Raw genomic sequence first — 23,412 nt, forward strand, 5'->3', positions numbered from 1 at the left:
GAGCATGCTGCTCATCCAATTTCTGACCGACGCGCAGGAGCGCCGGGTCGGCATCCTGACCGGCGCCACCATCCGCGTCATCGATGGCTACACCACCACCCTGGAGCTCGCACGCGCCGCGATCGGCAGCGGCCAGGGCCTGGCCCAGCTGGCCGAGGACGCCGCCGGCGCGCAGCAGGTCGACTATGACGCGACCGCGCAGGCCGGCCGCATCCTGCCACCGCTCGACCACCCGGACGCCGCCCACTGCTACGTGACCGGCACCGGCCTGACCCACCTGGGCAGCGCCGATGCACGCGACGCCATGCACCAGAAAATCGGCGGCGATATCGCCGCGCTCAGCGACAGCATGAAGATGTTCCGCATGGGCGTCGAAGGCGGCAAGCCGCCGACCGGCACGGCCGGCGTGCAGCCGGAATGGTTCTACAAGGGCGACGGCTCGATCGTGCGCGCCACCGGCCAGGACCTCGAGATGCCGGCATTCTCGCTCGACGGCGGTGAAGAGCCGGAGATCGCCGGCCTGTACCTGATCGGCGACGACGGGCACCCGTACCGCCTCGGTTACGCCATCGGCAACGAGTTTTCCGATCACGTGACCGAGCGCCAGAACTACCTGTACCTTGCCCATTCCAAGCTGCGCAACTGCGGCCTGGGCCCGGCGCTGCTGGTGGGCGAACTGCCGGCGCACGTCGCGGGCGTCTCGCGCATCATTGGCGCGGATGGCAAGGTGCGCTGGGAAAAGCACTTCGTCAGCGGTGAACAGAACATGTCGCACACGCTCGAGAACCTCGAGCACCACCACTTCAAGTACGGCCTGTTCAAGCGCGCCGGCGACGTCCACATCCACTTCTTCGGCACCGCCACGCTGAGCTTTGCCGATGGCGTCCAGGTCGCGCCAGGGGAAACCTTCGAAGTCGCGTCGCCCACCTTCGGCCCGGCGCTGCGCAACCGCCTCGCGGTGCAGTCTACCCCTTACACGAAAGTGACCGCCTTATGAGCATCACCGGCGACGCCATCATCAACGGCCTTGCAGAGCGCGGCGGCGCGGGCGCGTTCCAGGCCTGGGCGCCCGGCCAGCGCGAGCACATCGAGCCGGCCTTCCACATGGTCACGCCCGAGCAGATCGACCGCGCCTGCACGCTGGCCGGCGACGCCTTCGACGCCTTTCGCGCGACGGGCGACGCGGCCCGTGCGCAGTTTCTCGAGACCGTGGCCGAGCAGGTCCTGGCCATCGGCGACGCGCTGATCGAGCGTGCGATGCTGGAAACCGGCCTGCCGCGCGTGCGCCTGGAAGGTGAGCGCATGCGCACCGTGGGCCAGCTGCGCCTGTTTGCCACGCTGCTGCGCGAAGGCTCATGGAACGATGCGCGCCTGGACACGGCGCTGCCCGAGCGCGCGCCGCCCCGGCCCGACCTGCGCATGCGCCTGATCGGCGTTGGCCCGGTGGCCGTGTTCGCCGCCAGTAACTTCCCGCTGGCGTTCTCGGTCGCCGGTGGCGATACGGCGTCCGCGTTTGCGGCCGGTTGTCCGGTCGTGCTCAAGGCCCACTCGGCCCACCCGGGCACGTCGGAACTCGTGGGCCGCGCAGTCGCCCGGGCCGTCGCGCAATGCGGCTTGCCAGCCGGCGTGTTTGCGCTGTTGAGCGGGACCGGCAATGGCATCGGCCAGCGCCTGGTGGCGCACCCGGCGATCCAGGCCGTGGGCTTTACCGGCTCGCGCTCGGGCGGCCTGGCCCTGATGGCGGTGGCGGCCGCGCGCAGGCAGCCGATTCCCGTGTATGCCGAAATGAGCTCGATCAATCCGGTGTTCCTGCTGCCCGAGGCGCTGGCCAACCGGGGCGAGGAGATCGGCAAGGGCTTCGCTGCGTCGCTGACCATGGGCGTCGGCCAGTTCTGCACCAATCCCGGGCTGGTGCTGGCGGTCGACGGGCCGGGCCTGGATCATTTTACCAACGCCGCGAGCGACGCGCTGGCAGCATCCAGCAGCGCCGTGATGCTCAACCAGGGCATTGCAGACAGCTACCGCAAGGGCGTCGAGGCGCTGGCCGGCAACGACGCGATCACCACGCTCGCACGGGTGGCGCACGAAGAAGGCAAAGGCGGCGCGGCGTTGTTTCGCACGACGGCCGATGAATTCCTCGCGCGCACCGAGCTGCACGACGAAGTGTTCGGCCCCGCCTCGGTGCTGGTGGTCTGCAAGGATGCGGGCAAGATGCGCGACGTGGCCGAGGCCATCGAGGGCCAGCTGACCGCCACGCTGCAGCTCGACGCGGGCGACATCGCCGCCGCCAGAGCGCTGCTGCCGACGCTGGAGCGCAAAGTCGGGCGCATCCTGGCCAACGGGTATCCTACCGGCGTCGAGGTGTCGACGGCGATGGTGCATGGCGGGCCGTTCCCGTCGACGGCCGACGGCCGCAGCACCTCGGTGGGAACGGGCGCGATCAGCCGCTTCTTGCGACCGGTCTGCTACCAGAACCTGCCGGCCGCACTGCTGCCGGAGATCCTTCAGGATGGTAACCCGCTGGGCGCGTGGCGGCGCCGGGATGGCGCGCTCACCAAAGAGTGAGCGGGCAGACAACAACAAGATGGAGACAAGCATGCAACACATGGCGAACTACCCGAGCCTGAGGGACAGGCGGGTGTTTGTGACGGGCGGCGGCACCGGCATCGGTGCGGCGATCGTGGAAGCGTTCGTGGCGCAGGGCGCCGTCGTCGCGTTCGTGGACATCGCGCGCGAGGCCAGCGAAGCACTGTGCGCGCAACTGGCCGGGGCCGGCCACCGGGCGCCGGCGTATCGGCACTGCGACATCACGGACATCCCCGCGCTGCAGCGCACGATGGCCGAACTGGCCGCGCAGCTGGGCGACTTCGAGGTGCTGGTCAACAATGCGGCGAACGACCAGCGCCACGATATCCATGACGTCTCGCTCGACTACTGGAACGAGCGCATCGCGATCAACCAGCGCCCGATGTTCTTTACCTGCCAGGCGGTCCTGCCGGGCATGAAAAAGAAGGGCGGCGGCTCGATCATCAATTTCAGTTCGATGTCCTGGCATGCCAAGGGTGCCGGCTATCCGGTCTATGCGACCACCAAGGCCGCCGTGATCGGCCTGACACGCAGCCTGGCGCGTGACCTGGGACCGTTCGGTGTACGGGTCAACACCGTCACGCCCGGCTGGGTCATGACGCAGCGCCAGATCGACTTGTGGGTGGACGACGCGGCCGAAGCCGAGATCAAGAAAGCGCAGTGCCTGCCGGGCAAGCTGATGCCGGAGGATGTCGCGCGCATGGTGCTGTTCCTGGGCGCCGACGATAGCCAGATGTGCACGGCGCAGGACTTCGTCGTGGATGCCGGCTGGACCTGAGATGCGCCGGCCGTCACATCGCGGCACAGGCAAATAAAACAAGCCTGCAACAACAAGCAGGCAAAACCAATGGAGACAATGTTGAAAGCACTCAAACCCCTCATCTTCGCATGCGGCCTGGCCGCCATGCCTGCGTTTGCCCAGGTCAGCGTGTCGGTCGACACCGGCAAGCCAGGCCCTGTCATCAACAAGAACGTGTATGGCCAGTTCGCCGAACACCTCGGCACCGGCATCTACGGCGGCCTGTGGGTTGGCCAGAACTCCTCCATCCCCAATACCCGCGGCTGGCGCAATGACGTCGTCGGCGCCCTGAAGGAATTGAAGGTTCCGCTGGTGCGCTGGCCGGGCGGCTGCTTCGCCGACGAATACCACTGGCGCGACGGCATCGGCGCGCGCAACAAGCGCCCGGTCAAGGTCAACACGCACTGGGGCGGCGTGGCCGAGGACAATGCGGTGGGCACGCATGAATTCTTCGACCTGGTCGAGATCCTGGGCACGGAAGCCTACATCAACGGCAACCTGGGTTCCGGCACGCCGCAGGAGATGGCCGAGTGGCTCGAGTACATGACGTCGGACACCAAGTCGTCCCTGGCCGAACTGCGTCGCAAGAACGGCCGCAAGGCGCCGTACAAGGTGGCCTATTTCGGCATCGGCAACGAAGCCTGGGGCTGCGGCGGTAACATGAAGCCGGAATACTATGCCAACCTGTACAACCACTACGCGACGTTCCTGAAAACGCCACCGGATGCACGACCGAAAATGATCGCCAGCGGTGGCAACGACAACGACACCAAATGGACCGAGGTGCTGAGCAAGGAAGCCGCGCGCGGCACCGACGGCATCAGCTTCCACTACTACACGCTGCCGACCGGCGTATGGGAAAAGAAGGGCGCCGCCACGGGCTTCCCGGAATCGGAATGGTTCTCGACCATGCAGCAAACGCTGCGCATGGACCAGCACATCAAGCAGAACGTCGCCATCCTCGACAAGAACGATCCCGAGAAGAAAATCGGGTTCTACGTCGACGAATGGGGCACCTGGTACGACGTCGAACCGGGCACCAATCCGGGCTTCCTGTTCCAGCGTAACACCCTGCGCGACGCGGTCGTGGCGGCGCTGAACTTTAACATCTTCCATGCCCACGCCGAGCGCGTGCGCATGACGAACATCGCGCAGATGGTCAACGTGCTGCAGGCGATGATCATCACCGACAAGGAGAAGATGCTGCTCACGCCAACCTACCACGCGTACAAGATGTACATCCCGTTCCAGGATGCGACGTCGCTGCCGGTGGCGGTCGACAATGATGTGGCCTATTCGAGCAACGGCAAGGGCGTGCCGGGCATCAGCGCCACGGCGGCGCGCGCCAAGGATGGCAAGGTGTATATCGCGCTGGTCAACACGCACCCGACCCGTGCCAGCGATGTCACGCTCAATGTGGCGGGCCTGACGGTCGGTGGCGTTGCGGGCCAGGTGCTCACGGCCGATGCCATGGATGCGCACAACACGTTCGAAAAGCCTCAGGCGATCAAGCCGGCGCCGTTCAGCGCCAGGGCGCAGGATGGCAAGCTGACGATCAAGGTCCCGGCCAAGGCCGTGATGGTCTTCGCGGTCGAGGCATAAATGCGGGCCGCACACCTCGTGTGGGCGGCGCTGGCGATTGCCAGTGCGGCCAGCGCGGCCAGCGCCGCCGCAGCCGCCGGCGGAGCCACTGCCGCGCAGGTCGGCGTGCACGACCCGGTCATGGCGAAGCAGGGCGCGCGCTACTACCTGTTCAGCACCGGCCCCGGGATCACGTTCTACAGCTCGACCGACCTGACGACGTGGAAGCCGGAAGGCCGCGTCTTCAAGGAGGGCCCGGCCTGGGCGACACGGGCCGCGCCGACCTTCGACGGGCATATCTGGGCGCCCGACATCTATCACCACGACGGCAAGTACTACCTGTACTACTCGGTGTCGGGCTTCGGCAAGAACACGTCGGCCATCGGCGTGACCGTCAACACGACGCTCGACCCGCGTTCGCCCGCCTACAAGTGGGAAGACCAGGGCCCGGTCGTGCAGTCGGTGCCGGGGCGCGACCTGTGGAACGCCATCGACGCGCAGGTGATCGACGACGCCAAAGGCACGCCGTGGATGTCGTTCGGCTCGTTCTGGGGCGGCCTGAAACTGGTCAGGCTCGACGCCAGCCGCACCAGGCTCGCCGAGCCGCAGGAATGGCACACGATCGCGCGCCGCGAGCGGCCTGCTTTCACGCCGGACGACGAAGCCGGGCCGGCGCAGATCGAGGCGCCGTTCATCTTCCCCAAGAACGGCTGGTACTACCTGTTCGCCTCTTGGGACCTGTGCTGCAAGGGCAAGGACAGCACGTACAAGGTCGTGGTGGGCCGCGCGAAAACGATCACCGGACCCTACCTCGACCGCAACGGCGTCGACATGGCCAAGGGCGGCGGCACACTCGTGATCGCGGGCGACAGCGACTGGCGTGGCCTGGGCCACAACAGCGCTTACACGTTCGACGGCAAGGACTACATGGTGCTGCACGCCTACGAGACCGCCGACCGCTTCAAGCAGAAGCTGAAGGTGCTGGAGATGGGCTGGGACCGGGATGGCTGGCCGGTGCTCGATCAGAAGGACCTGAATCGCTATCAGAGCGCGCTGCAGCCATGAAGGTTCGCCTCCTGGCATGGCTGCTGCTGGGAGCGGGTACGCTGGCGCAGGCGGCCGCGCCGTTCCCGCTGGCCGACGTGCGCCTGGGCGCGGGGCCGTTCCTCGACGCCCAGACCACCAACCTGAACTACCTGATGGCGATGGAGCCGGACCGCCTGCTTACGCCGTTCCTGCGCGAGGCCGGCCTGGAGTCGCGCAAGCCAAGCTACGGCAACTGGGAATCCTCGGGCCTGGATGGCCACATGGGCGGGCACTACCTGTCGGCGCTGGCGCTCATGTACGCGTCGACCGGCGACGCGGAAACGCTGCGCCGCCTGAATTACATGGTCGCCGAACTGCAACGCGCGCAGCACGCCAATGGCGACGGCTACCTCGGCGGCATCCCGGGTGGCCACCAGGCCTGGCGCGATGTCGCGGCCGGCAAGCTCGAAGCCGATGGCTTCTCGGTCAACGGCAAGTGGGTGCCGTGGTACAACCTGCACAAGGTCTATGCGGGCCTGCGCGATGCCTACCGCTATGGCGGAAACCGGGACGCGCGCGCCATGCTGGTTGCGCTGTCCGACTGGGCGCTGTCCTTGACCGCACGCCTGTCGCCGGAACAGATGCAGGCGATGCTGCGCAGCGAGCATGGTGGCATGAACGAGATCTTCGTCGATGTCGCCGAGATCACCGGCGACAGGAAGTACCTCGACCTCGCACTGCGCTTTTCGCACCAGGCGATCCTGCAGCCGCTGGCGCGGCAGGACGACCAGCTCACCGGCCTGCATGCCAATACGCAGATCCCGAAGGTCATTGGCTTTCAGCGGATCCATGATGCGACCGGGCGCAAGGACATGGGCGACGCGGCCAGGTTCTTCTGGCAGACGGTGGTGGAGAAGCGCTCGGTGGCGATCGGCGGCAACAGCGTCAAGGAGCATTTCCACAGCCGGGACGACTTCGCGCCGACCGTGCATGACGTCGAAGGGCCGGAGACCTGCAACACCTACAATATGCTCAAGCTGACGCAGATGCTGTTCGCGGCCGAGCAGAAGGGCGCTTATGGCGACTATTACGAGCGCGCGCTGTACAACCACATCCTGTCGTCGCAGCGCCCGCAGGGCGGGTTCGTGTATTTCACGCCGCTGCGGCCGAATCACTACCGCGTGTATTCGCAGCCCGACCAGGGCATGTGGTGCTGCGTGGGCTCGGGCATCGAAAGCCACGCCAAGTACGGTGAATTCATCTACGCGCACGAGAAGGACACCTTGTTCGTCAACCTGTTCATGGCCTCGACCCTCGACTGGAAAGCGCAGGGCGTCCGGCTGACGCAGGCGACCCGCTTCCCGGATGCCGAGACGACGCGCCTGACGATCGACCGCGCCACACCCGGCTCGAACACGTTCACGGTGAGGATCCGTTATCCCGGTTGGGTGGCCCCTGGGCGCATGACGGTGCAAGTCAATGGCAGGGCGGTCAAGCTTGATGCCGGGCCGGGCGGCTACGTGGCGCTCACGCGCAGCTGGCGCACCGGGGACCGAATCGACGTGCGCCTGCCGATGACCACGCACCTGGAGCAGTTGCCGGACAAGTCGAACTATTACGCGGTGCTGCACGGCCCCGTGGTGCTGGCGGCCAGGACACGGATGCCGGGCGACGAGCGGCTGCAGTATCTGGCCGACGACGCGCGCATGGGGCACATCGCATCCGGCCCGGTCTGCCCGATGGAATCAGCGCCGATGTTCGTCAGCGATTCGGTGGACTTCATCCGCAAATTCAAGCCGGTGGCCGGCAAGCCGTTGACGTTCACCGCGCCGGGGCTGGTGCATGGTGCGGACGGACCGGCCACCGAGTTCGTGCCGTTCTTCCGCCTGCACGAATCGCGCTACACGATGTACTGGCAGCACGCGACGCCGGTGGGGCTGAAGGCGCAACAGGCGGCCAATGCTGCGGGCGAGGCAGAGCGCCTGGCGCTCGATGCGCGCACCATCGACCAGGTCGCGCCGGGCGAGCAGCAACCGGAGTCCGACCATTTCTTCAAGGGCGAGGGCATCGACGCCGGTGTCAATAATGGACGCCACTGGCGCCATGCGTCAAAGTGGTTCAGCTATGAATTGAAGGATCCGAAGCAGCAAGCCGCCGTGCTGCGGCTGACGTATGCGAAAGCCGACGCCGGGCGGCGCTTCGACATCCTGCTCAATGGGCATGTGCTGGCCAACGTGACGTTGACCGGCGACGCGGCCGGGGATTTCTACACCGTCGACTACCCGATTCCGGCCGCGCTGCGGGACGCCGCGCAAGGTCTGCTCAACGTGCGCTTCGTCGCGCAGGCCGGTTCACTGGCCGGCGGCCTGTATGGATTGCGGCTGCTGCGCTAAGAGTCGCCCTTACAGCATCCGCACCCAGTTGCCCTTGTACAGAATCGGTCCGGTCGGTCCACCGGCGCCGGGCGAGCCGCCGCGCGGTTCGAGCGAGACGGCCAGCGTGGCGATGTCGTCGCCAATGGCGCCGCCGGTCAGCGGCAGCGTGATCGCGCCTTCCGGCGGGATCACGCCGAGCGAACGGGGCGCGCCTTCCTTGGGAACAGCCCACAGCTGCAGCGATTTGTCGGCGGCGACCGGCGCGTTCTCCACCAGGCGCGCCGTGAACACGCGGCGCTCGCTGTCGGCGGTCAGCAGCAGCGCCGTGCGGGCCTTGTCATCGATCAGCGTGGCGACCAGATCGACCTGCGGCGCCTCGACCAGCGTCGAGCGCAATATGCCCACCATCAGCAAGGTCGCGGCCAGTGACGCCAGGCTCAGTGAGCGCCAGAACGTCAGCGACTCGGTGCGCCAGAACTGCCAGGCCGCGTGCGCACGTTGTTGCACCTGGCCCAGGCCAAGGCGGCGTTCGATCGCGCGCCACACCTGGGCGCGCGGTGTCTGCGCACCCGAGAATTCGGCCATCGGCATCAGGCGCTCCTGCCATTCGGCGGTCAGGCGCTGCAGCACCGCGTCGTCACGCAGATAGCGCTCGAAGCGCCGGCGCGCGCCACCCCTGAGCGTACCGAGGACATACTCGGCCGCCAGCTTGTCGCACAGTTGCGGGTTGTCGCGGATATTCATGCTCGTTCGCCTTTTACCAGGCACGTCTTGAGCCGCTCCAGGCTGCGGCGGATCCAGGTCTTGACGGTACCGATCGGTATCGCCATCTGCTGCGCTACCTCGCTGTGCGACAGGTCGTGGAAGAAGGCCAGGCCCACGACTTGCCGGTGCGCGCCTTCGAGCAACGACATGCACAAGGCCAGCGCCTTCGCATCATGGCTGATCAAGAGGGCGTCGATCGGCGTGGCGCGCGGATCCTGGAGGGCCGCCATGATCTCGGCATCGAAGACGGGGCCGTCGATGTCGAGGTCGTGGGCACAGCGGCGCAGCAGGTCGAGCGATTTGTTGCGCACGATCGTCGTCATCCAGGTCATGGGCGCGGCCAGGTGGCGCTGGTATCCGGCGGCGCCGTTCCAGATCGCCACGAACCCATCTTGCAATGCTTCTTCAGCCAGTTCGCGCTTGCCTAATATACGCAGCGCGTAGCCAAACAGTTTCGGAGAAATGGCGTCGTACAGCGCGCGAAATGCCGCCGCGTCGCCTTTTGCTGTCGCTTGCAGCCAGGTGGTCAGCTGCTCGGGATCGGGATGAAGGGTGTCTGGCACTGCCATCCTTGGACGTTGTAGGAGTGGGGAATCGGGTGATATTGACAATATCACATCGTTCCGATCGCGCTCGCACGGCTGGGCCCGCGTACAAATTCAACACTATTTTAAAAATAGTTGAAACCGATTCAATCGTGCGTCAGTACAAGCTATACGCGCTGCATTGGTAGCCAGGTTTCCTGGCTGGAATAACCGAGCAGACGCCCGCCCATTTATACGATCGCATCAACCGGAGACCTACCATGACAGACACGAATGTGACATTGGCACTGCTCGAATCACGCAAGGAAAAGCTGGAAAAGCGCCGCTCGTTTTTCAAGAACGTGGGAGGGATCAGCGTCGGTATGGTAGGGGGCACCTTCCTGTCCGCCTGCGGCGGCTCGGTCAAGGACGCGATTGCGCAGGCCGCGCAGCCGACCGATATCGACATCCTTAATTTCGCGCTGAACCTCGAGTACCTCGAAGCGCAGTTCTATTCGTACGCCGTGTTCGGCACCGGCCTGGCCGCAAGCCTGACGGGCGGCACGGGCACGCAGGGCGCCGTGACGGGTGGCCGCGCAGTCGCATTCAAGGATCCGCTGGTCGCGCAATACGCCAAGGAAATCGCGCAGGATGAGATCGCGCACGTGGGCTTCCTGCGCGCAGCACTCGGTTCGGCGGCCGTTGCCCAGCCAGCCATCGACATCGGCGGCACCGATCCAAACGGCGCGTTCTCGAACGCGGCCCGCGCGGCCGGCCTGGTGGGCCCGGGCGTTGCCTTCGACCCGTATGCCAGCGATGAAAACTTCCTGCTCGGCGCATTCATCTTCGAGGACGTCGGCGTGACCGCGTACAAGGGCGCGTCGCCGCTCATCACGAACAAGACGTTCCTGGAAGCGGCAGCCGGCATCCTGGCGGCCGAGGCGTACCACGCCGGCATCGTGCGCACCGTGCTGTACACGAAAGGCTTGACGGCGCCAACGCTGCGCACCGCGGCCACGGCAATCTCGAACGCACGCGACAGCCTCGACGGTTCGACCGATGTCGACCAGGGCATCGTGAATGCCACCGACAGCACCGTGTCGAACATCGTCCCGCTTGACAAGGATGGCATCGCGTTCAGCCGCACGCCGGGCGACGTGCTCAATATCGTGTATCTGACCAAGGAATCGGTCACGATGGGCGGCTTCTTCCCGCGTGGTGTGAACGGACTGCTCAATATGAGTTCCGCCTACGTCTGATCGCCAGTAAGACCAGCATGATGCGGTAGCGTTCTGCCGCATCATGCTGGATACCAGAAAAAGTATCACTCGGCGCAAAAAATTGATTGGATCAGTATCACACTTTGTCCTACGATTGCAGAACAACAATATCGGAGACAAGTGATGCGATTCAACCGCAGGAAGTTCCTGGGCGTAGCCACGGCCGCCACTTTTGCAGCAACCCACCCGGCGCTCGCCGCCAAGCCTCTCACCATCGGCTTTTCGCAGGTCGGCGCCGAGAGCGAATGGCGCACCGCGAACACCACCTCGATCAAGGACGCCGCCAAAAAGGCTGGCGTCATCATGAAATTCGCCGACGCCCAGCAGCGTCAGGAAAACCAGGTCAAGGCCATCCGCTCGTTCATCGCCCAGCGCGTCGACATCATCGCGTTCTCGCCCGTCGTCGAATCGGGCTGGGATACCGTGCTGCGTGAAGCCAAGGCTGCCAAGATCCCCGTCATCCTCACCGACCGCGGCGTGAAAGTTGCCGACCCGTCGCTGTACGTGACGCTGCTCGGCTCCGACTTCGTGGAAGAGGGTCGCCGCGCCGCCCGCTGGCTGGTCGAGCACGCGAAGAAGAACCCGGGCCGCGCCTACAACATCGTCGAGCTGCAAGGGACCGTCGGCTCGGCGCCGGCGATCGACCGCAAGGCCGGCTTCGCTGAAGTGATCAAGGGCGAGCCGCGTCTGAAGATGCTGCGTTCGCAGACGGGCGACTTCACCCGCACCAAGGGCAAGGAAGTGATGGAAGCGTTCCTCAAGTCCGAGGGCAAGAACATCACCGTCCTGTACGCGCACAACGACGACATGGCCATCGGTGCAATCCAGGCGATCGAGGAAGCGGGCATCAAGCCCGGCAAGGATATCCTCGTGATCTCGATCGATGGCGTGCGCGGCGCGTTCGAGGCCATGTTGCAGGGCAAGCTGAACGTGACGGTCGAATGCAATCCGCTGCTGGGTCCCCAGCTGATGCAGGCCGCGCTGGCGGTCAAGGCGGGTAAACCGGTCCCCAAACGCATCGTCGTCAATGAGGGCGTGTTCCCGGCTGAAGTGGCGGCGAAGGAATTCCCGAACCGTCGCTATTGAGGCGGCCATGCTCCCCACGACAACGCAGGTGCCGGTCCTGGAAGTGACCGGCATCCACAAGCAGTTTCCCGGCGTGCGCGCGCTGTCGGATGCGGGCCTGCGCCTGTATCCGGGCGAAGTCCACACGCTGATGGGCCAGAACGGCGCGGGCAAGTCCACGCTGATCAAGGTGCTCACGGGCGTCTACCAGCCCGATCGCGGCAGCATCGTGTTTGCTGGCGAGGCGATTGCGCCGCGCTCGACGCAGGACGCGCAGGACCTGGGCATCAGCACCGTGTACCAGGAAGTGAACCTGTGCCCGAACCTGTCGGTCGCCGAGAACATCTTCATCGGCCGCTACCCGCGGCGCTGGGGCATGATCGACTGGCGCCGCATGCGGCAGCAGGCGCAGGCGCTGCTGACGCGCCTGCAGGTGCACATCGACGTGCGCCAGCCGTTGGCCAGCTTCCCGCTGGCGGTCCAGCAGATGGTGGCCATTGCGCGCGCGCTGAGCATTTCGGCGCGGGTGCTCATCCTGGACGAGCCCACGTCGAGCCTCGACGAAGCCGAAGTCCAGCTGCTGTTTTCCAATCTGCGCGCGCTGCGCGAGCAGGGCATGGCGATCCTGTTCGTGACGCACTTCCTGGAGCAGACCTACGCGATCTCGGACCGCATCACCGTGATGCGCAACGGCGAGCGGGAAGGCGAATACCTGTGCCGCGACTTGTCGCGCCTGGCGCTGGTGAACAAGATGATCGGTGCTGCGCCCGATGCCCAGGAACTGCCTGCCACCGGTCAGCAAGCGGCGCAGGCGGCCAGCGCTGCGGCGGGCGAGATTGTCCTGCGCACGCGCGGCGCCGCCCGGCGCGGCGTGCTTGCGCCGCTGGACCTTGTGATCCGCAAGGGCGAGCTGCTGGGCCTTGCCGGCCTGCTGGGATCCGGCCGCACCGAAACCGCGCGCATGCTGTTCGGCGCCGACCGGATCGACAGCGGCGCGATCGAGATCAAGGGCCGCGCGCGTGCCCTTGCCACGCCACGTGACGCGATCACGCACGGTGTTGGTTTTTGTTCCGAGGACCGCAAGCACGAAGGCGCGATCCTCGACCTGTCGGTGCGCGAAAACCTGATCCTGGCGCTGCAGGCGCGCCAGGGTTTGCTGCGCGCGATTCCGCTGCGCCGCCAGCAGGCGCTGGCCGATCACTATGTGCAGCAACTGGGGATCAAGACGGCCAGCATCGAGACGCCCATCGGCACGCTCTCGGGTGGTAACCAGCAAAAGGTGCTGCTGGCGCGCTGGCTGGCTACCGAACCGACCCTGATGATTCTCGACGAACCGACGCGCGGCATCGACGTGCGCGCCAAGCAGGAGATCATGGATTACGTCACGAGCCTGTGCCGCAAAGGCATGTCGATCCTGTTCATTTCGTCCGAACTGCCGGAAGTGCTGCGCGTGAGCGACCGGATTGTCGTCATGCGCGACCGCAAGGCCTGCGGCGAGTACCGGCGCGGTGAGCTCGACGACAGCACGGTGCTGCACGTGATTGCCGGGGAGGGCGCGTGATGGCCGTCAACGACATCCCGGCGCTGCAGCCGCCCGCGCGGGTGCCTCTGGCATCACGCATGCTGGCACACCGCCTGTTCCGGCCCCTGGCCGCGCTGGCCGTGCTGTTGCTGATCGACTTTCTGCTGATTCCCGGCTTCTTCCACCTGGAGGTGCGCGACGGCCATCTGTATGGCGCGCTGGTCGACATCGTCAACCGCGCGGCGCCCCTGATGCTGGCGGCGATCGGCATGACGCTGGTGATTGCGACGCGCGGCATCGACATCTCGGTCGGCGCCGTCGTTGCGCTGTCCGGCACCGTCGCCTCGATGCTCATTGGCGGCACGATGGTGATGCAGGATGGCGTGCCAGTGTATCTGGCCGACACGCCGATGCTGGTGGCGATTGCCGCCGCCCTCGGCGCGGCGCTGCTGTGCGGCCTGTGGAACGGCGCGCTCGTCGCCGGCCTGGGCCTGCAGCCGATCGTCGCGACGCTGATCCTGATGGTGGCGGGGCGCGGCCTGGCCCAGTTGCTCACCGATGGCCAGATCGTCACGGTCTACTACCAGCCATATTTTTTCCTGGGCAGCGGGTATCTGTTTGGCTTGCCGTTCGCGCTGTTTGTGGTGGCGGTGGTGTTCGGCGTCACGGCGCTGCTGCTGCGCCACACGGCGCTGGGGCTGTTCATCCAGGCGGTAGGTATCAATCCGGTGGCCGCGCGCCTGGCCGGCATCCGTACGGCGGCGCTGATCGTGTTCGTCTACGTGTTCGCGGCCACCTGCGCCGGCATGGCGGGCCTGTTAATCAGTTCCAACGTGAAGAGCGCGGACGCCAACAACGCCGGCCTGATGCTCGAACTCGATGCCATCCTGGCCGTCACGCTGGGTGGCACGTCGCTCGCGGGCGGCAAATTCAGCCTGGCCGGTTCGCTCGTCGGGGCTTTGATCATCCAGACGCTCACCTACACCATCTATTCGCTGGGCGTGCCGCCCGAGGTCAATATGGTCGTCAAGTCGGTTGTCGTGTTCCTGGTCTGTATTTCGCAGTCCGACCAGTTCAGGCAGTTGTGGCAGCGGAGGCGCGCATGAATGTCCGCGTACTTGCGAAGGCCCCGTCCTTCACATCCCTCGTCACGGTGGCGCTGCTGGTGGCGATGCTGCTCGTCGGCGGCGCGCTGTACGACGGCTTCCTGTCGCTGCAGGTGCTGCTCAATCTCCTGATCGACAATGCGTTTTTGCTCGTGATCGCGATCGGCATGGGCTTCGTGATCCTGTCCGGCGGGATCGACCTGTCGGTGGGCGCGGTGCTCGCACTGGCGACGATGATCGCGGCCTGGCTCCTGCAGGTGGCGCACTGGCCGCCGCTGGCGGTGATCGCCGTTGTCCTGTTGCTGGGCGCCGGGTTCGGCGCGGGCATGGGGGCGATCATCCACTACTTCCGGCTGCAGCCGTTCATCGTCACGCTGGCCGGCATGTTCCTCGCGCGCGGCCTGTGTTACCTGATCAGCATCGAGTCGATCACGATCGACGATCCGCTGTTCGTGGCGATGTCGCAGACCCAGCTGCCGTTTTTCGGGGGCTTCCTGTCGCCCGGAGCGCTGATTGCGCTGGGCATGCTGGGCCTGGCCATCTGGCTCGCGCACTACAGCGGCTTTGGCCGCGCCGTGTATGCGGTCGGCGGCAATGAAACCTCGGCCGCGATGATGGGGCTGGCGGTCGGGCGCACCAAGGTGCTCGTGTATGCCCTGAGCAGCTTCTGCGCCGCGCTGGCCGGCGTGCTGTTCGCGTTCTACATGCTGTCCGGCTACGGGCTGCATGCGCAGGGGACCGAGCTCGATGCCATCGCCGCCGTCGTCATCGGCGGCACGCTGCTGACGGGCGGCTACGGCTACGTGGCCGGCGCGCTGTCGGGCGTGCTGGTGCTGGGCACGATCCAGACGCTGATCGCCTTCGATGGCACGCTCAGTTCGTGGTGGACGAGGATCGTGATCGGCGGCCTGCTGTTCGTGTTCTGCGTCGTCCAGCGCGTGATGGCATTCGGAAGAAAATAATAGAAGGAGACACCATGAAACACACCATGTTTGCCGCGCTGCTGTGCGCGAGCGCCTGCGCGCAAGCCGCCAACCCGATCGTCCGGGACATCTTCACGGCCGACCCGGCCGCACTGGTCGACAAGGGCCGCGTTTACCTGTACGTCGGCAAGGATGACGCACCGGCGGGCGGCAAGGATTACGTCATGAACGAATGGCGCGTCTACTCGAGCTGCGACATGCAGCGCTGGACGGACCACGGCTCGCCGCTGCGTTACTCGACCTTCAAATGGGCCGGGCGCGACGCCTGGGCCTCGGACATCGTCCGGCGCGGGGACAAGTATTATTTCTATTCGACGGTCGACCATGCGACGATTCCCGGGAAGGCGATCGGCGTGGCGGTGTCGGACAGCCCGACCGGCCCGTTCGTCGATGCACTGGGCCGCGCGCTGGTGACGAACGACATGACGAAGCAGACGCAGATCCTGTGGGATGATATCGACCCGGCCGTGTTCATCGACGACGATGGCCAGGCTTATCTGTATTGGGGCAATACGGTCATGAAGTATGTCAAACTCAAGCCGAACATGATCGAGTTCGACGGCCCGATCCAGACCGCCGGCCTGGACAATTTCGTCGAGGCAGCCTATGTCCACAAGCACAAGGGCACGTATTATCTGACTTACTCGCGCCACTTTCCTGAAGAAACCGTGGCCATGCGCGGCCCGGGCGTGCATGGGCCATGGTCGATGGATGGCGTCATCATGGAAAAGAACACCAATGTGAAGACCATCCACCAAGCGATCGTCGACTTCAATGGCAAGTCGTACATTTTTTACCATAACGGCAAGCTGCCCACGGGGGGCGAATTCCGCCGCTCGGTCGCGGTCGAAGAATTGCACTACGCGCCGGACGGCAAGATCCTGCCGGTCGCGCAAACGACCGCCGGCCCTGCCGCCAATCCAGCGCCGGGCTGCACGTGATCTGATGGAGACGACTAACCCCAACTGGTTCTTGAAGGCGCGCCTGAAAACGCGCCAGTTGCTGCTGCTGATTGCGCTGGATGATTACCGCAACATTCACCGGGCGGCCGAAGAACTGCACATGACGCAGCCGGCGGCATCGAAACAGGTCAAGGATCTGGAAGAGATGCTCGACGTGCGCCTGTTCGAACGGCTGCCGCGCGGGATGGAGCCGACGATCTACGGCGAAACGATGATCCGCCACGCGCGCATGGCCCTGACCAGCCTGGCGCTGGCACACGACGACATCGTCGCGCTCAAGGCCGGCCTGGCGGGCCAGGTCGAGGTAGGCGTGATCATGACGCCGGCGATGGCGCTGCTGCCGCGCGCCATTGCCCGTATCAAGGAGCAGGCGCCGCTGCTGCGCATCGGCGTGCAGCTCGAGTCGAGCAATGTGCTGCTCGATAAGCTCAAGCACGGCACGCTCGACTTCATGATCGGGCGCATCCTCGAAAAAGAAGATTCCACCGGGCTGATCTACGAAGAGCTGACCGAGGAGCCGGCCTGTGCGGTCGTGCGGCCCGATCATCCTTTGCTGGAAAGTAAAAACCTGACGCTCGAGGCGCTTGTCGGGCGGCCCTGGATCCTGCCGCCACCGGGCAGCATCCTGCGCCACCGCTTCGACATGATGTTCCTGCGCGCCGGCCTGCAGCCGCCGGTGAACGTCGTCGACACAACGGCGCTGTTGCTGGTCACCGCGCTGTTGCAGCAAACCGATGCATTGCACGTGATGCCGCAGGAAGTCGCCCAATATTATGCGTCGTTGAATGTGATGCGGATCTTGCCGATCGATTTGCCCTGCAAGATGGATGCGTTCGGCATAATCCGTCAGCAGGATCATCTGCTGTCGCCAGGGGCCGAATTGCTGCTGGGCGCCGTGCGCGCCGCTGCTGCGGAGATTTACTAGGCGCAGTCAGCGTTATCTATTGATGACGCTGATAGCAATACTAAGCAATTGTCCGGGGGACGTGACCCGTTCGCCATCCAGCGCCCAGCGCCAGCCCAGGTAATTGGGCAGGTAGCGCGACGCCACACCACGAAAGCCCTGTAGCCAGGCCTTGAAGCGCTGGTGGTAGGCGTTCACGTTCTGCACGTGGATGGCAAGGCTGCCCAGACGCCTTGCACGCACACCGGCGCGCACATTAACCGCCTCATGCGCGATCCTGTGCTTGCGTGCGAAGGCGCGGTAAGCGGGATGGCCGTCACTGACCAGCAAGGCCTGCCTGTCGAGCCTGGGTAGCAAGTCACGCTCGAGTTGCGCAGTCTTGAGCGCACCGCGCCCAGTAACGGCGTCGACCGTGCGTCCTTCGCGGTCGCGCGCGACCAGAATGCAATCGAGTTCGCTGGAAATACCCCGTTTGGCAGCATGGCCGCCGCGGTGGCGCGGTGGCCGATCGAGTGTGCGCGAACCTTTTTGTGACTCGAGCAGAAATGTTTCGTCAGCCTCGACGATGCCATTCAGGAGCGCGGGCCGGTCGAGCTTGATCCAATGCAGGAAGCGGTGGCGCCAGCGAAAGGCGGTGTTGCGGTGTACGCCGACCCGATCTGCGCCCTTGCGTACGGGGAGTGAATCGAGCAGCACCTGCGAATACGCGAGCCATTTGGCTTTGTGCCTGAGCCGCGCCAGTGGCGTGCCGGTGAGGTCGTTAAAGGTACGGCCGCAGGCGCAGCAGCGGTAGCGCTGCAAGTCGTTGGCAAAACCATGCCGGTAGCAATGCTCGTTGCCGCATCTGGGGCAGCAGCGGCTTGACGCTCTGACCTCACTGATGAGTGCGACCACCTGATCCAGCCCGGCTGCAGGATGCAGGGCATCGAGCACTTGCCGGCGTTGCGGCTGATTCAACGAAGGCAGTTTTGCGAACCAGCCCTTGAAACGTGGCGCTTTCATGATCGACTCCTGACGCTGGGGACAGGGGTTGGACCATTGGACTACTCATCAGTTCAAAGTTAGTCTCTATTTAACGTTGACTGCGCCATCTATTAGGATGGCGCAGTCTGCGTTTAACGTTGACTGCGCCTCAGGATTGTGGCGTCCCCGCCACGCCCATCATGGCCTCAGGTGTAACGGGCGCGGTCCCGTTTGCTTGCTCGCTATAATCGCCCCAACAAGAATATGTTGGCGGCGCTGCAGCAGGGCAGGATCAGATGTTTCAGGATATCGAGCTCGCCAGCCTTGCAAGAACCACACTGGGTATTCCTGATGAGTAATCTGAGCGGCTTCATGCCGATGGTCGGCGGCAGTTCCACGCTGTCCGGCGACCCCACCGTACTGGATGCGCCTGCACCAGTTCTGGCCGCGCCGTCGGCGCTGTTTGCGTCTTCTCCTGCGACAGCATTTGCCCCTCCACCCGCATCCACAGAGCGTGCGCTGGCCGGGCTTGCACACTTGCACCCGGATGCCTGGCCCGAAGGCCTGCGCGCCATTGCCGACCTCATCCAGGCGTCGCGTTTTCCCATGTTTCTGGCGATCGGGCGCGAGCTGCGCCTGTTCTACAACGACGCTTATTCCGACCTGCTGGGCGACAAGCACCCGGCGGCACGCGGCGCGCCGTATGCCAGTGTGCGCCCCGAGTTGTGGGAGCGCATGCGGCCGTATTTCGACGAAGTCCTGGCCGGCGAATCGGCCCAGCTCCAGCACGCGCTGATGGAATTCGAGCGCAACGGCAAGCGCGAACGGCGCTTTTTCTGCGTGTCCCTGTCGCCCGTGCGCCATGCGGGGCAGGTGGCCGGCGTCTATTGCGTGCTCACCGAAACAACGTCCGACGTGCTGTCCGATTACCGTCATGCCTTCCACCAGAAGCTCGGCGAAGCGCTCGACGGCCTCGATGACGCCGCCCACATCATGCGCGCGACGAGCGCCATGACCGGGCAGACGCTGGGCGTGGCGCGCGTGGGTTATGGCGAAGTCGACGCCCTTGGCCGCACCGTCAGCATCGACCGCGACTGGACGGACGGCCGCATGGCCAGCCTGGCCGGCAGGTCGTATCCCCTTGACGCGTTCGGCCCGGTGGTCAATGCCAAGCTGCGCCAGGGTCGCAGCGTGCGCATCGACGACGTCGATGCCGACGAACGCAGTGCGCCGCATGCCGCGGCCTACGCCGCCATTGGCGCGCGGGCGCTGGTGATGGTGCCGATCATCGAGGAAGGGCGCCTGTGCGCCGTGTTCTACCTGCACGAACCGATGGCGCGCCACTGGACCGAACAGGAAGTGGCCCTGGCCGAAGACGTGGCGCGCCACACGCGTGAAGTGGCGCGCCGCTCGCGCGTCGAAGAAAGCCTGCGCGACGAAAGCCGCATCCTCGAGACGGTCAACCGCGCCGGGCGCGCGCTGGCCTCGACACTCGACCTCGACACGCTGGCCCAATCGATCACCGACGCCGGCGCCGAACTGAGTGGCGCGCGCTTCGGCGCGTTCTTCTGCAATCCTGCGGGCCGGGGCGACCCGCTGCACGATCCGGTGCATGCGACGATCTGCGCCACGGCGCATGAGCAGATGCGCCTGTACGCGCTGTCGGGCGCGTCGCGCGAGCAGTTCGACCGGCTTGCGCCCCCGACGGCGGCCATCTTCCGCCCGCTGATCGAAGGCGGGGCGCCGGTGCGCAGCGACGACATCACGTGCGATCCGCAGCACGCTGCGCTGGTGGCCGACGGCACGCCGCTGGCGCAGCTGCGCGTACGCAGCTATCTTGCGGTGCCGGTCGTGTCGCAATCGGGCAAGGTGCTCGGTGGCCTGTTCCTCGGTCACCCGGCGCCGGCCATGTTCACCGAACGCACCGAGCGCATGGTTGCCAATCTCGCCGCGCAAGCCGCCGTGGCGATGGACAATGCGCACCTGTACGAGATCGCGCAAACGTCGGCGCTCGAACGCGATGCGCTGCTGCAGAGCGAGCGCCTGGCGCGCGTGCAGGCCGAGCGCCTGAGTCACACCAAGGACGAATTCCTGGCCATGCTGGCGCACGAGCTGCGCAACCCGCTCGCGCCGATCAGCAGTTCGGCCAGCTTGCTCAGCATGCAGTTCGCGAACGAGCCGCGCATTTGCCAGACCAGCTCCATCATCAGCCGCCAGGTCAAGCACATGAGCCGCCTGATCGACGATCTGCTCGACGTGTCGCGCGTCACGCGCGGGCTGGTCAAGCTCAAGCTGGCGACGGTCGATTTTCGCGATGTCGTGAACGGGGCGCTCGACCAGACCCGCCCGCTGGTGCTCGAAAAATCGCACCACGTGACCGTGCAACTGCCCGAGACGCCCGTGTACGTGCGGGGTGACCAGACGCGCCTCGTGCAGAGCGTGGCCAATATCGTCGGCAACGCCGCTAAGTACACGCCCAAGGCCGGTACGCTGACGCTGCGCCTGGTGGCCGGCGACGGGCGCATGATGCTCGAAGTGCGCGACAACGGGTCCGGCATGCCGCCCGACCTGCTGCCCAATGTGTTCGACCTGTTCACGCAGGGCGCACGCACGCTGGCCCGCTCGCAGGGTGGGCTGGGACTGGGCCTCACGCTCGTCAAGCGCCTGGTCGACCTGCACGATGGCGAGGTCACCGCGCATAGCGATGGCGTCGGTTGCGGCAGCACGTTCACGCTCTGCCTGCCGTGCGTGAGTGCGCGCGCCAGCGAGGGTGATGCCGACGATGCGCTGCCGTCCGAGGCCGACCCGGTACGCGCCGCGCTGGGCCGCCAGCTGCGCGTGCTGATCGTCGACGACAACACGGACGCCGCTGACAGTCTGGCCACGCTGCTGCAGGTGCAGGGCCACGCCACCGCCGTCGAATACGACGCCGCCTCGGCCCTGCGCCGCGCGCGCGTCGAGCATCCCGACGTGATGCTGATCGATATCGGGCTGCCCGACATCGACGGCTACCAGTTGGCCTCGAGCCTGCGCGCGCTGCCCGAGATGGCGGCCACGGTGCCGGTGGCCGTGACCGGCTATGGCCAGGCGAAGGACCGCGAGCGGGCGCTCGAGGCCGGCTTCGTCCATCACCTGGTCAAGCCGGTCGACATGACGGCGCTCGTGCGCATTCTGGATTCGAGTGCAGCGCAGGCAGCGCAAGCCGAGGCAGCGGCCGCATCGGCCTGAGCTTAAACCTGAGCTTGAGCTTGAGCCTGAGTCTTGCCGCCCTTCATGGCGGGAGTATGATGATGCTCCTGTCAATGAAAGGATGAGCATGACCGAATTTGTCATCACCGCACCCGAGACGGCGTCCGTGGCCGTCACCGGTTCCAGCGCGCGCTTCCCGGTGCGCCGCGTGTTCTGCGTGGGCCGCAACTATGCAGCGCACGCACGCGAAATGGGCAGCGACCCGAATCGGGAACCACCGTTCTTCTTCACCAAGCCAGCCGATGCCGTTGTGCCGGCCAGCGGCGCGGTGCCGTATCCGCCATCGACGAACGACCTGCACCACGAGATCGAACTGGTCGTGGCGCTGAAAGCCGGCGGCAAGGACATCGACGCGGCGCAGGCGCTCGATCTGGTGTGGGGTTATGGCGTGGGCCTGGACCTGACCCGGCGCGACCTGCAGGCTGTGGCCAAGGACGCCGGCCGGCCATGGGACATGGCCAAGGGCTTCGACGCGTCGGCGCCGTGCAGTGCACTGCATCCGGTCAGCGACGTGGGGCATCCCGCCCAGGCGCGCATCTGGCTCGAAGTGAACGGTACGCTGCGCCAGGAAGGCAACCTCGATGAAATGATCTGGCCCATCGCGGACGTGATCGCGTCGCTGTCGCGCCTCGTGACGCTGGCCCCGGGCGACCTGATTTATTCGGGCACGCCGTCCGGCGTCGGCGCGCTGCAGCCGGGTGACCAGGTGCGCGGCGGCGTCGATGGCGTCGACACGTTCGAGCTGACCATCGCGCCACGCTGAGGGTCAGCTTCTCCACAATCTTTGTTCTGCCTCAACACGTGCGAAATTTGATACGCTAGGGATATCGGCGCGCGTGGGGAGGTGGCAATGACACAAGTTGCATTGATAGCCGTGCATGGCATGGGCGAAACCTTGCCCGACTATGCCGACGGCCTGATGGCGGAGCTGCGTACCCGCCTGGATGCGCTGGCCAGCCAGGTCGTCATGCGCTCGGTCTACTACCAGGGCATCCTGCACGATAACCAGCGCCTGGTCTGGGACCGCACCGCGGCCACCGGCCAGGTGCGCTACGCGGCGCTGCGCAAATTCGTCCTGTACGGTCTGGGCGACGCCGCCGGGCTGGAAAACAGCAAGGATGATCCCGGCTCGGTCTACGAGCAGGCCCAGGGCGAGATCGCCAGCGCGCTGTTGTCGGCCCACGCGGCGCGGCCCGGCATGCCGGTCGTATTCGTCGCGCATTCGCTCGGTTGCCAGGTGCTGTCGAGCTATCTGTACGATGCGCAGAAGGCGGCCGCCGGCAAGCCGGTCGGCGCCGGCATTTGGCGTGATATCGGTGCGTGGGCCGGCGCAACGCTCGGCCGGGCGCTGACAGCAAGCGAACTGGCGTTCATCGGCGGCGGCAGCTGCGTCGGGCTGGTTACCACCGGCTGCAATATCCCGATCTTTGTCGCCGCGCACCAGGAAATGCACATCATCCCGATTGCGCCGCCGACGTCGCTGTTCAAGTGGATCAACTTCTATGATCCCGACGACGTGCTGGGCTGGCCGCTGCAGCCGCTTTCAAATGGCTACCGTACGCTGGTCGAGGACCGCGCGATCAATGCCGGCGGCGGGGTGGGCGACTTGTTGCTGCGCAGCTGGAATCCGCTGGCGCACAACACCTACTGGGACGATGACGCGGTGCTGGACGCCATCGCCGCGATGCTGCGCCGGCTGGCGGCGTAGCGGGCTTCCAGGCG

General features: G+C 65.7%; 19 protein-coding genes. 16 read left to right on the forward strand and 3 right to left on the reverse strand.

Annotated features, from left to right (window positions below; translation table 11 throughout):
- The first annotated feature begins 4 nt into the window (after positions 1-4).
- From araD1 to AC1MGT_RS17665, 6 genes are all read left to right on the forward strand, one after another.
- The gene (gene araD1 / locus AC1MGT_RS17640) at positions 5-997 is read left to right on the forward strand and encodes an AraD1 family protein (protein ID WP_499501313.1); all 993 of its coding nucleotides are present in this window, start codon (positions 5-7) and stop codon (positions 995-997) included.
- Positions 994-2,565, forward strand: a complete 1,572-nt coding sequence (locus AC1MGT_RS17645; RefSeq protein WP_499501315.1) for an aldehyde dehydrogenase (NADP(+)) — start codon at positions 994-996, stop codon at positions 2,563-2,565. The genes araD1 and AC1MGT_RS17645 overlap by 4 nt, the downstream gene beginning before the upstream one ends.
- A 31-nt stretch (positions 2,566-2,596) precedes the next feature.
- A complete protein-coding gene (locus tag AC1MGT_RS17650) occupies positions 2,597-3,364 on the forward strand; it encodes an SDR family NAD(P)-dependent oxidoreductase (protein WP_499501317.1) in 768 nt (255 codons plus the stop codon).
- 78 nt (positions 3,365-3,442) lie between these two features.
- Positions 3,443-4,987: an alpha-N-arabinofuranosidase gene (locus AC1MGT_RS17655; protein WP_499501319.1), complete on the forward strand. Its 1,545-nt coding sequence runs from the start codon at positions 3,443-3,445 to the stop codon at positions 4,985-4,987.
- Positions 4,988-6,031 (forward strand): arabinan endo-1,5-alpha-L-arabinosidase, encoded by a 1,044-nt coding sequence (locus AC1MGT_RS17660; RefSeq protein ID WP_499501321.1) that lies wholly within the window; start codon positions 4,988-4,990, stop codon positions 6,029-6,031.
- Positions 6,028-8,385 (forward strand): beta-L-arabinofuranosidase domain-containing protein, encoded by a 2,358-nt coding sequence (locus AC1MGT_RS17665; protein WP_499501323.1) that lies wholly within the window; start codon positions 6,028-6,030, stop codon positions 8,383-8,385. Before AC1MGT_RS17660 ends, AC1MGT_RS17665 begins: the two co-directional genes overlap by 4 nt.
- A gap of 9 nt (positions 8,386-8,394) precedes the next feature.
- Here AC1MGT_RS17665 and AC1MGT_RS17670 read toward each other — a convergent pair whose 3' ends face one another.
- Positions 8,395-9,111: an anti-sigma factor gene (locus AC1MGT_RS17670; RefSeq protein WP_499501325.1), complete on the reverse strand. Its 717-nt coding sequence runs from the start codon at positions 9,109-9,111 to the stop codon at positions 8,395-8,397.
- Positions 9,108-9,695, reverse strand: a complete 588-nt coding sequence (locus tag AC1MGT_RS17675; RefSeq protein ID WP_499501327.1) for a sigma-70 family RNA polymerase sigma factor — start codon at positions 9,693-9,695, stop codon at positions 9,108-9,110. Before AC1MGT_RS17675 ends, AC1MGT_RS17670 begins: the two co-directional genes overlap by 4 nt.
- A 242-nt stretch (positions 9,696-9,937) precedes the next feature.
- Between AC1MGT_RS17675 and AC1MGT_RS17680 the strand changes: the two genes are divergently transcribed.
- The 7 genes from AC1MGT_RS17680 to AC1MGT_RS17710 all read left to right on the forward strand — a co-directional run bounded on the left by AC1MGT_RS17680 (position 9,938) and on the right by AC1MGT_RS17710 (position 17,499).
- Positions 9,938-10,915: a ferritin-like domain-containing protein gene (locus tag AC1MGT_RS17680; protein WP_183549775.1), complete on the forward strand. Its 978-nt coding sequence runs from the start codon at positions 9,938-9,940 to the stop codon at positions 10,913-10,915.
- Positions 10,916-11,059: 144 nt separating this feature from the next.
- Positions 11,060-12,022 (forward strand): ABC transporter substrate-binding protein, encoded by a 963-nt coding sequence (locus AC1MGT_RS17685; RefSeq protein WP_499501328.1) that lies wholly within the window; start codon positions 11,060-11,062, stop codon positions 12,020-12,022.
- A 7-nt stretch (positions 12,023-12,029) separates the two neighbouring features.
- Positions 12,030-13,562 (forward strand): sugar ABC transporter ATP-binding protein, encoded by a 1,533-nt coding sequence (locus tag AC1MGT_RS17690; RefSeq protein ID WP_499501330.1) that lies wholly within the window; start codon positions 12,030-12,032, stop codon positions 13,560-13,562.
- A gap of 59 nt (positions 13,563-13,621) precedes the next feature.
- Positions 13,622-14,629, forward strand: coding sequence for an ABC transporter permease (locus tag AC1MGT_RS17695; protein ID WP_332530431.1), 1,008 nt, complete (start codon positions 13,622-13,624; stop codon positions 14,627-14,629).
- The gene (gene yjfF / locus AC1MGT_RS17700) at positions 14,626-15,591 is read left to right on the forward strand and encodes a galactofuranose ABC transporter, permease protein YjfF (RefSeq protein ID WP_499501332.1); all 966 of its coding nucleotides are present in this window, start codon (positions 14,626-14,628) and stop codon (positions 15,589-15,591) included. Before AC1MGT_RS17695 ends, yjfF begins: the two co-directional genes overlap by 4 nt.
- Before the next feature lie 14 nt (positions 15,592-15,605).
- The gene (locus tag AC1MGT_RS17705; protein ID WP_499501334.1) at positions 15,606-16,553 is read left to right on the forward strand and encodes a glycoside hydrolase family 43 protein; all 948 of its coding nucleotides are present in this window, start codon (positions 15,606-15,608) and stop codon (positions 16,551-16,553) included.
- Positions 16,554-16,557: 4 nt separating this feature from the next.
- The gene (locus AC1MGT_RS17710; protein WP_499501336.1) at positions 16,558-17,499 is read left to right on the forward strand and encodes a LysR family transcriptional regulator; all 942 of its coding nucleotides are present in this window, start codon (positions 16,558-16,560) and stop codon (positions 17,497-17,499) included.
- A 12-nt stretch (positions 17,500-17,511) separates the two neighbouring features.
- On the opposite strand, the gene AC1MGT_RS17715 is transcribed toward AC1MGT_RS17710, so the two are convergent.
- Positions 17,512-18,480, reverse strand: a complete 969-nt coding sequence (locus AC1MGT_RS17715; protein ID WP_499501338.1) for an IS1595 family transposase — start codon at positions 18,478-18,480, stop codon at positions 17,512-17,514.
- Positions 18,481-18,792: 312 nt separating this feature from the next.
- On the opposite strand from AC1MGT_RS17715, the gene AC1MGT_RS17720 reads away from it, so the two are divergent.
- From AC1MGT_RS17720 to AC1MGT_RS17730, 3 genes are all read left to right on the forward strand, one after another.
- Positions 18,793-21,669, forward strand: coding sequence for an ATP-binding protein (locus tag AC1MGT_RS17720; RefSeq protein ID WP_499501340.1), 2,877 nt, complete (start codon positions 18,793-18,795; stop codon positions 21,667-21,669).
- A gap of 88 nt (positions 21,670-21,757) precedes the next feature.
- Positions 21,758-22,453 (forward strand): fumarylacetoacetate hydrolase family protein, encoded by a 696-nt coding sequence (locus tag AC1MGT_RS17725; RefSeq protein ID WP_499501342.1) that lies wholly within the window; start codon positions 21,758-21,760, stop codon positions 22,451-22,453.
- Between the two features lie 87 nt (positions 22,454-22,540).
- Entirely contained in the window at positions 22,541-23,398 is an 858-nt protein-coding gene (locus AC1MGT_RS17730) for a hypothetical protein (RefSeq protein WP_499501344.1), read from the forward strand.
- Positions 23,399-23,412 lie beyond the last annotated feature (14 nt).

The organism is Telluria sp. BA11 (genome assembly GCF_056680305.1).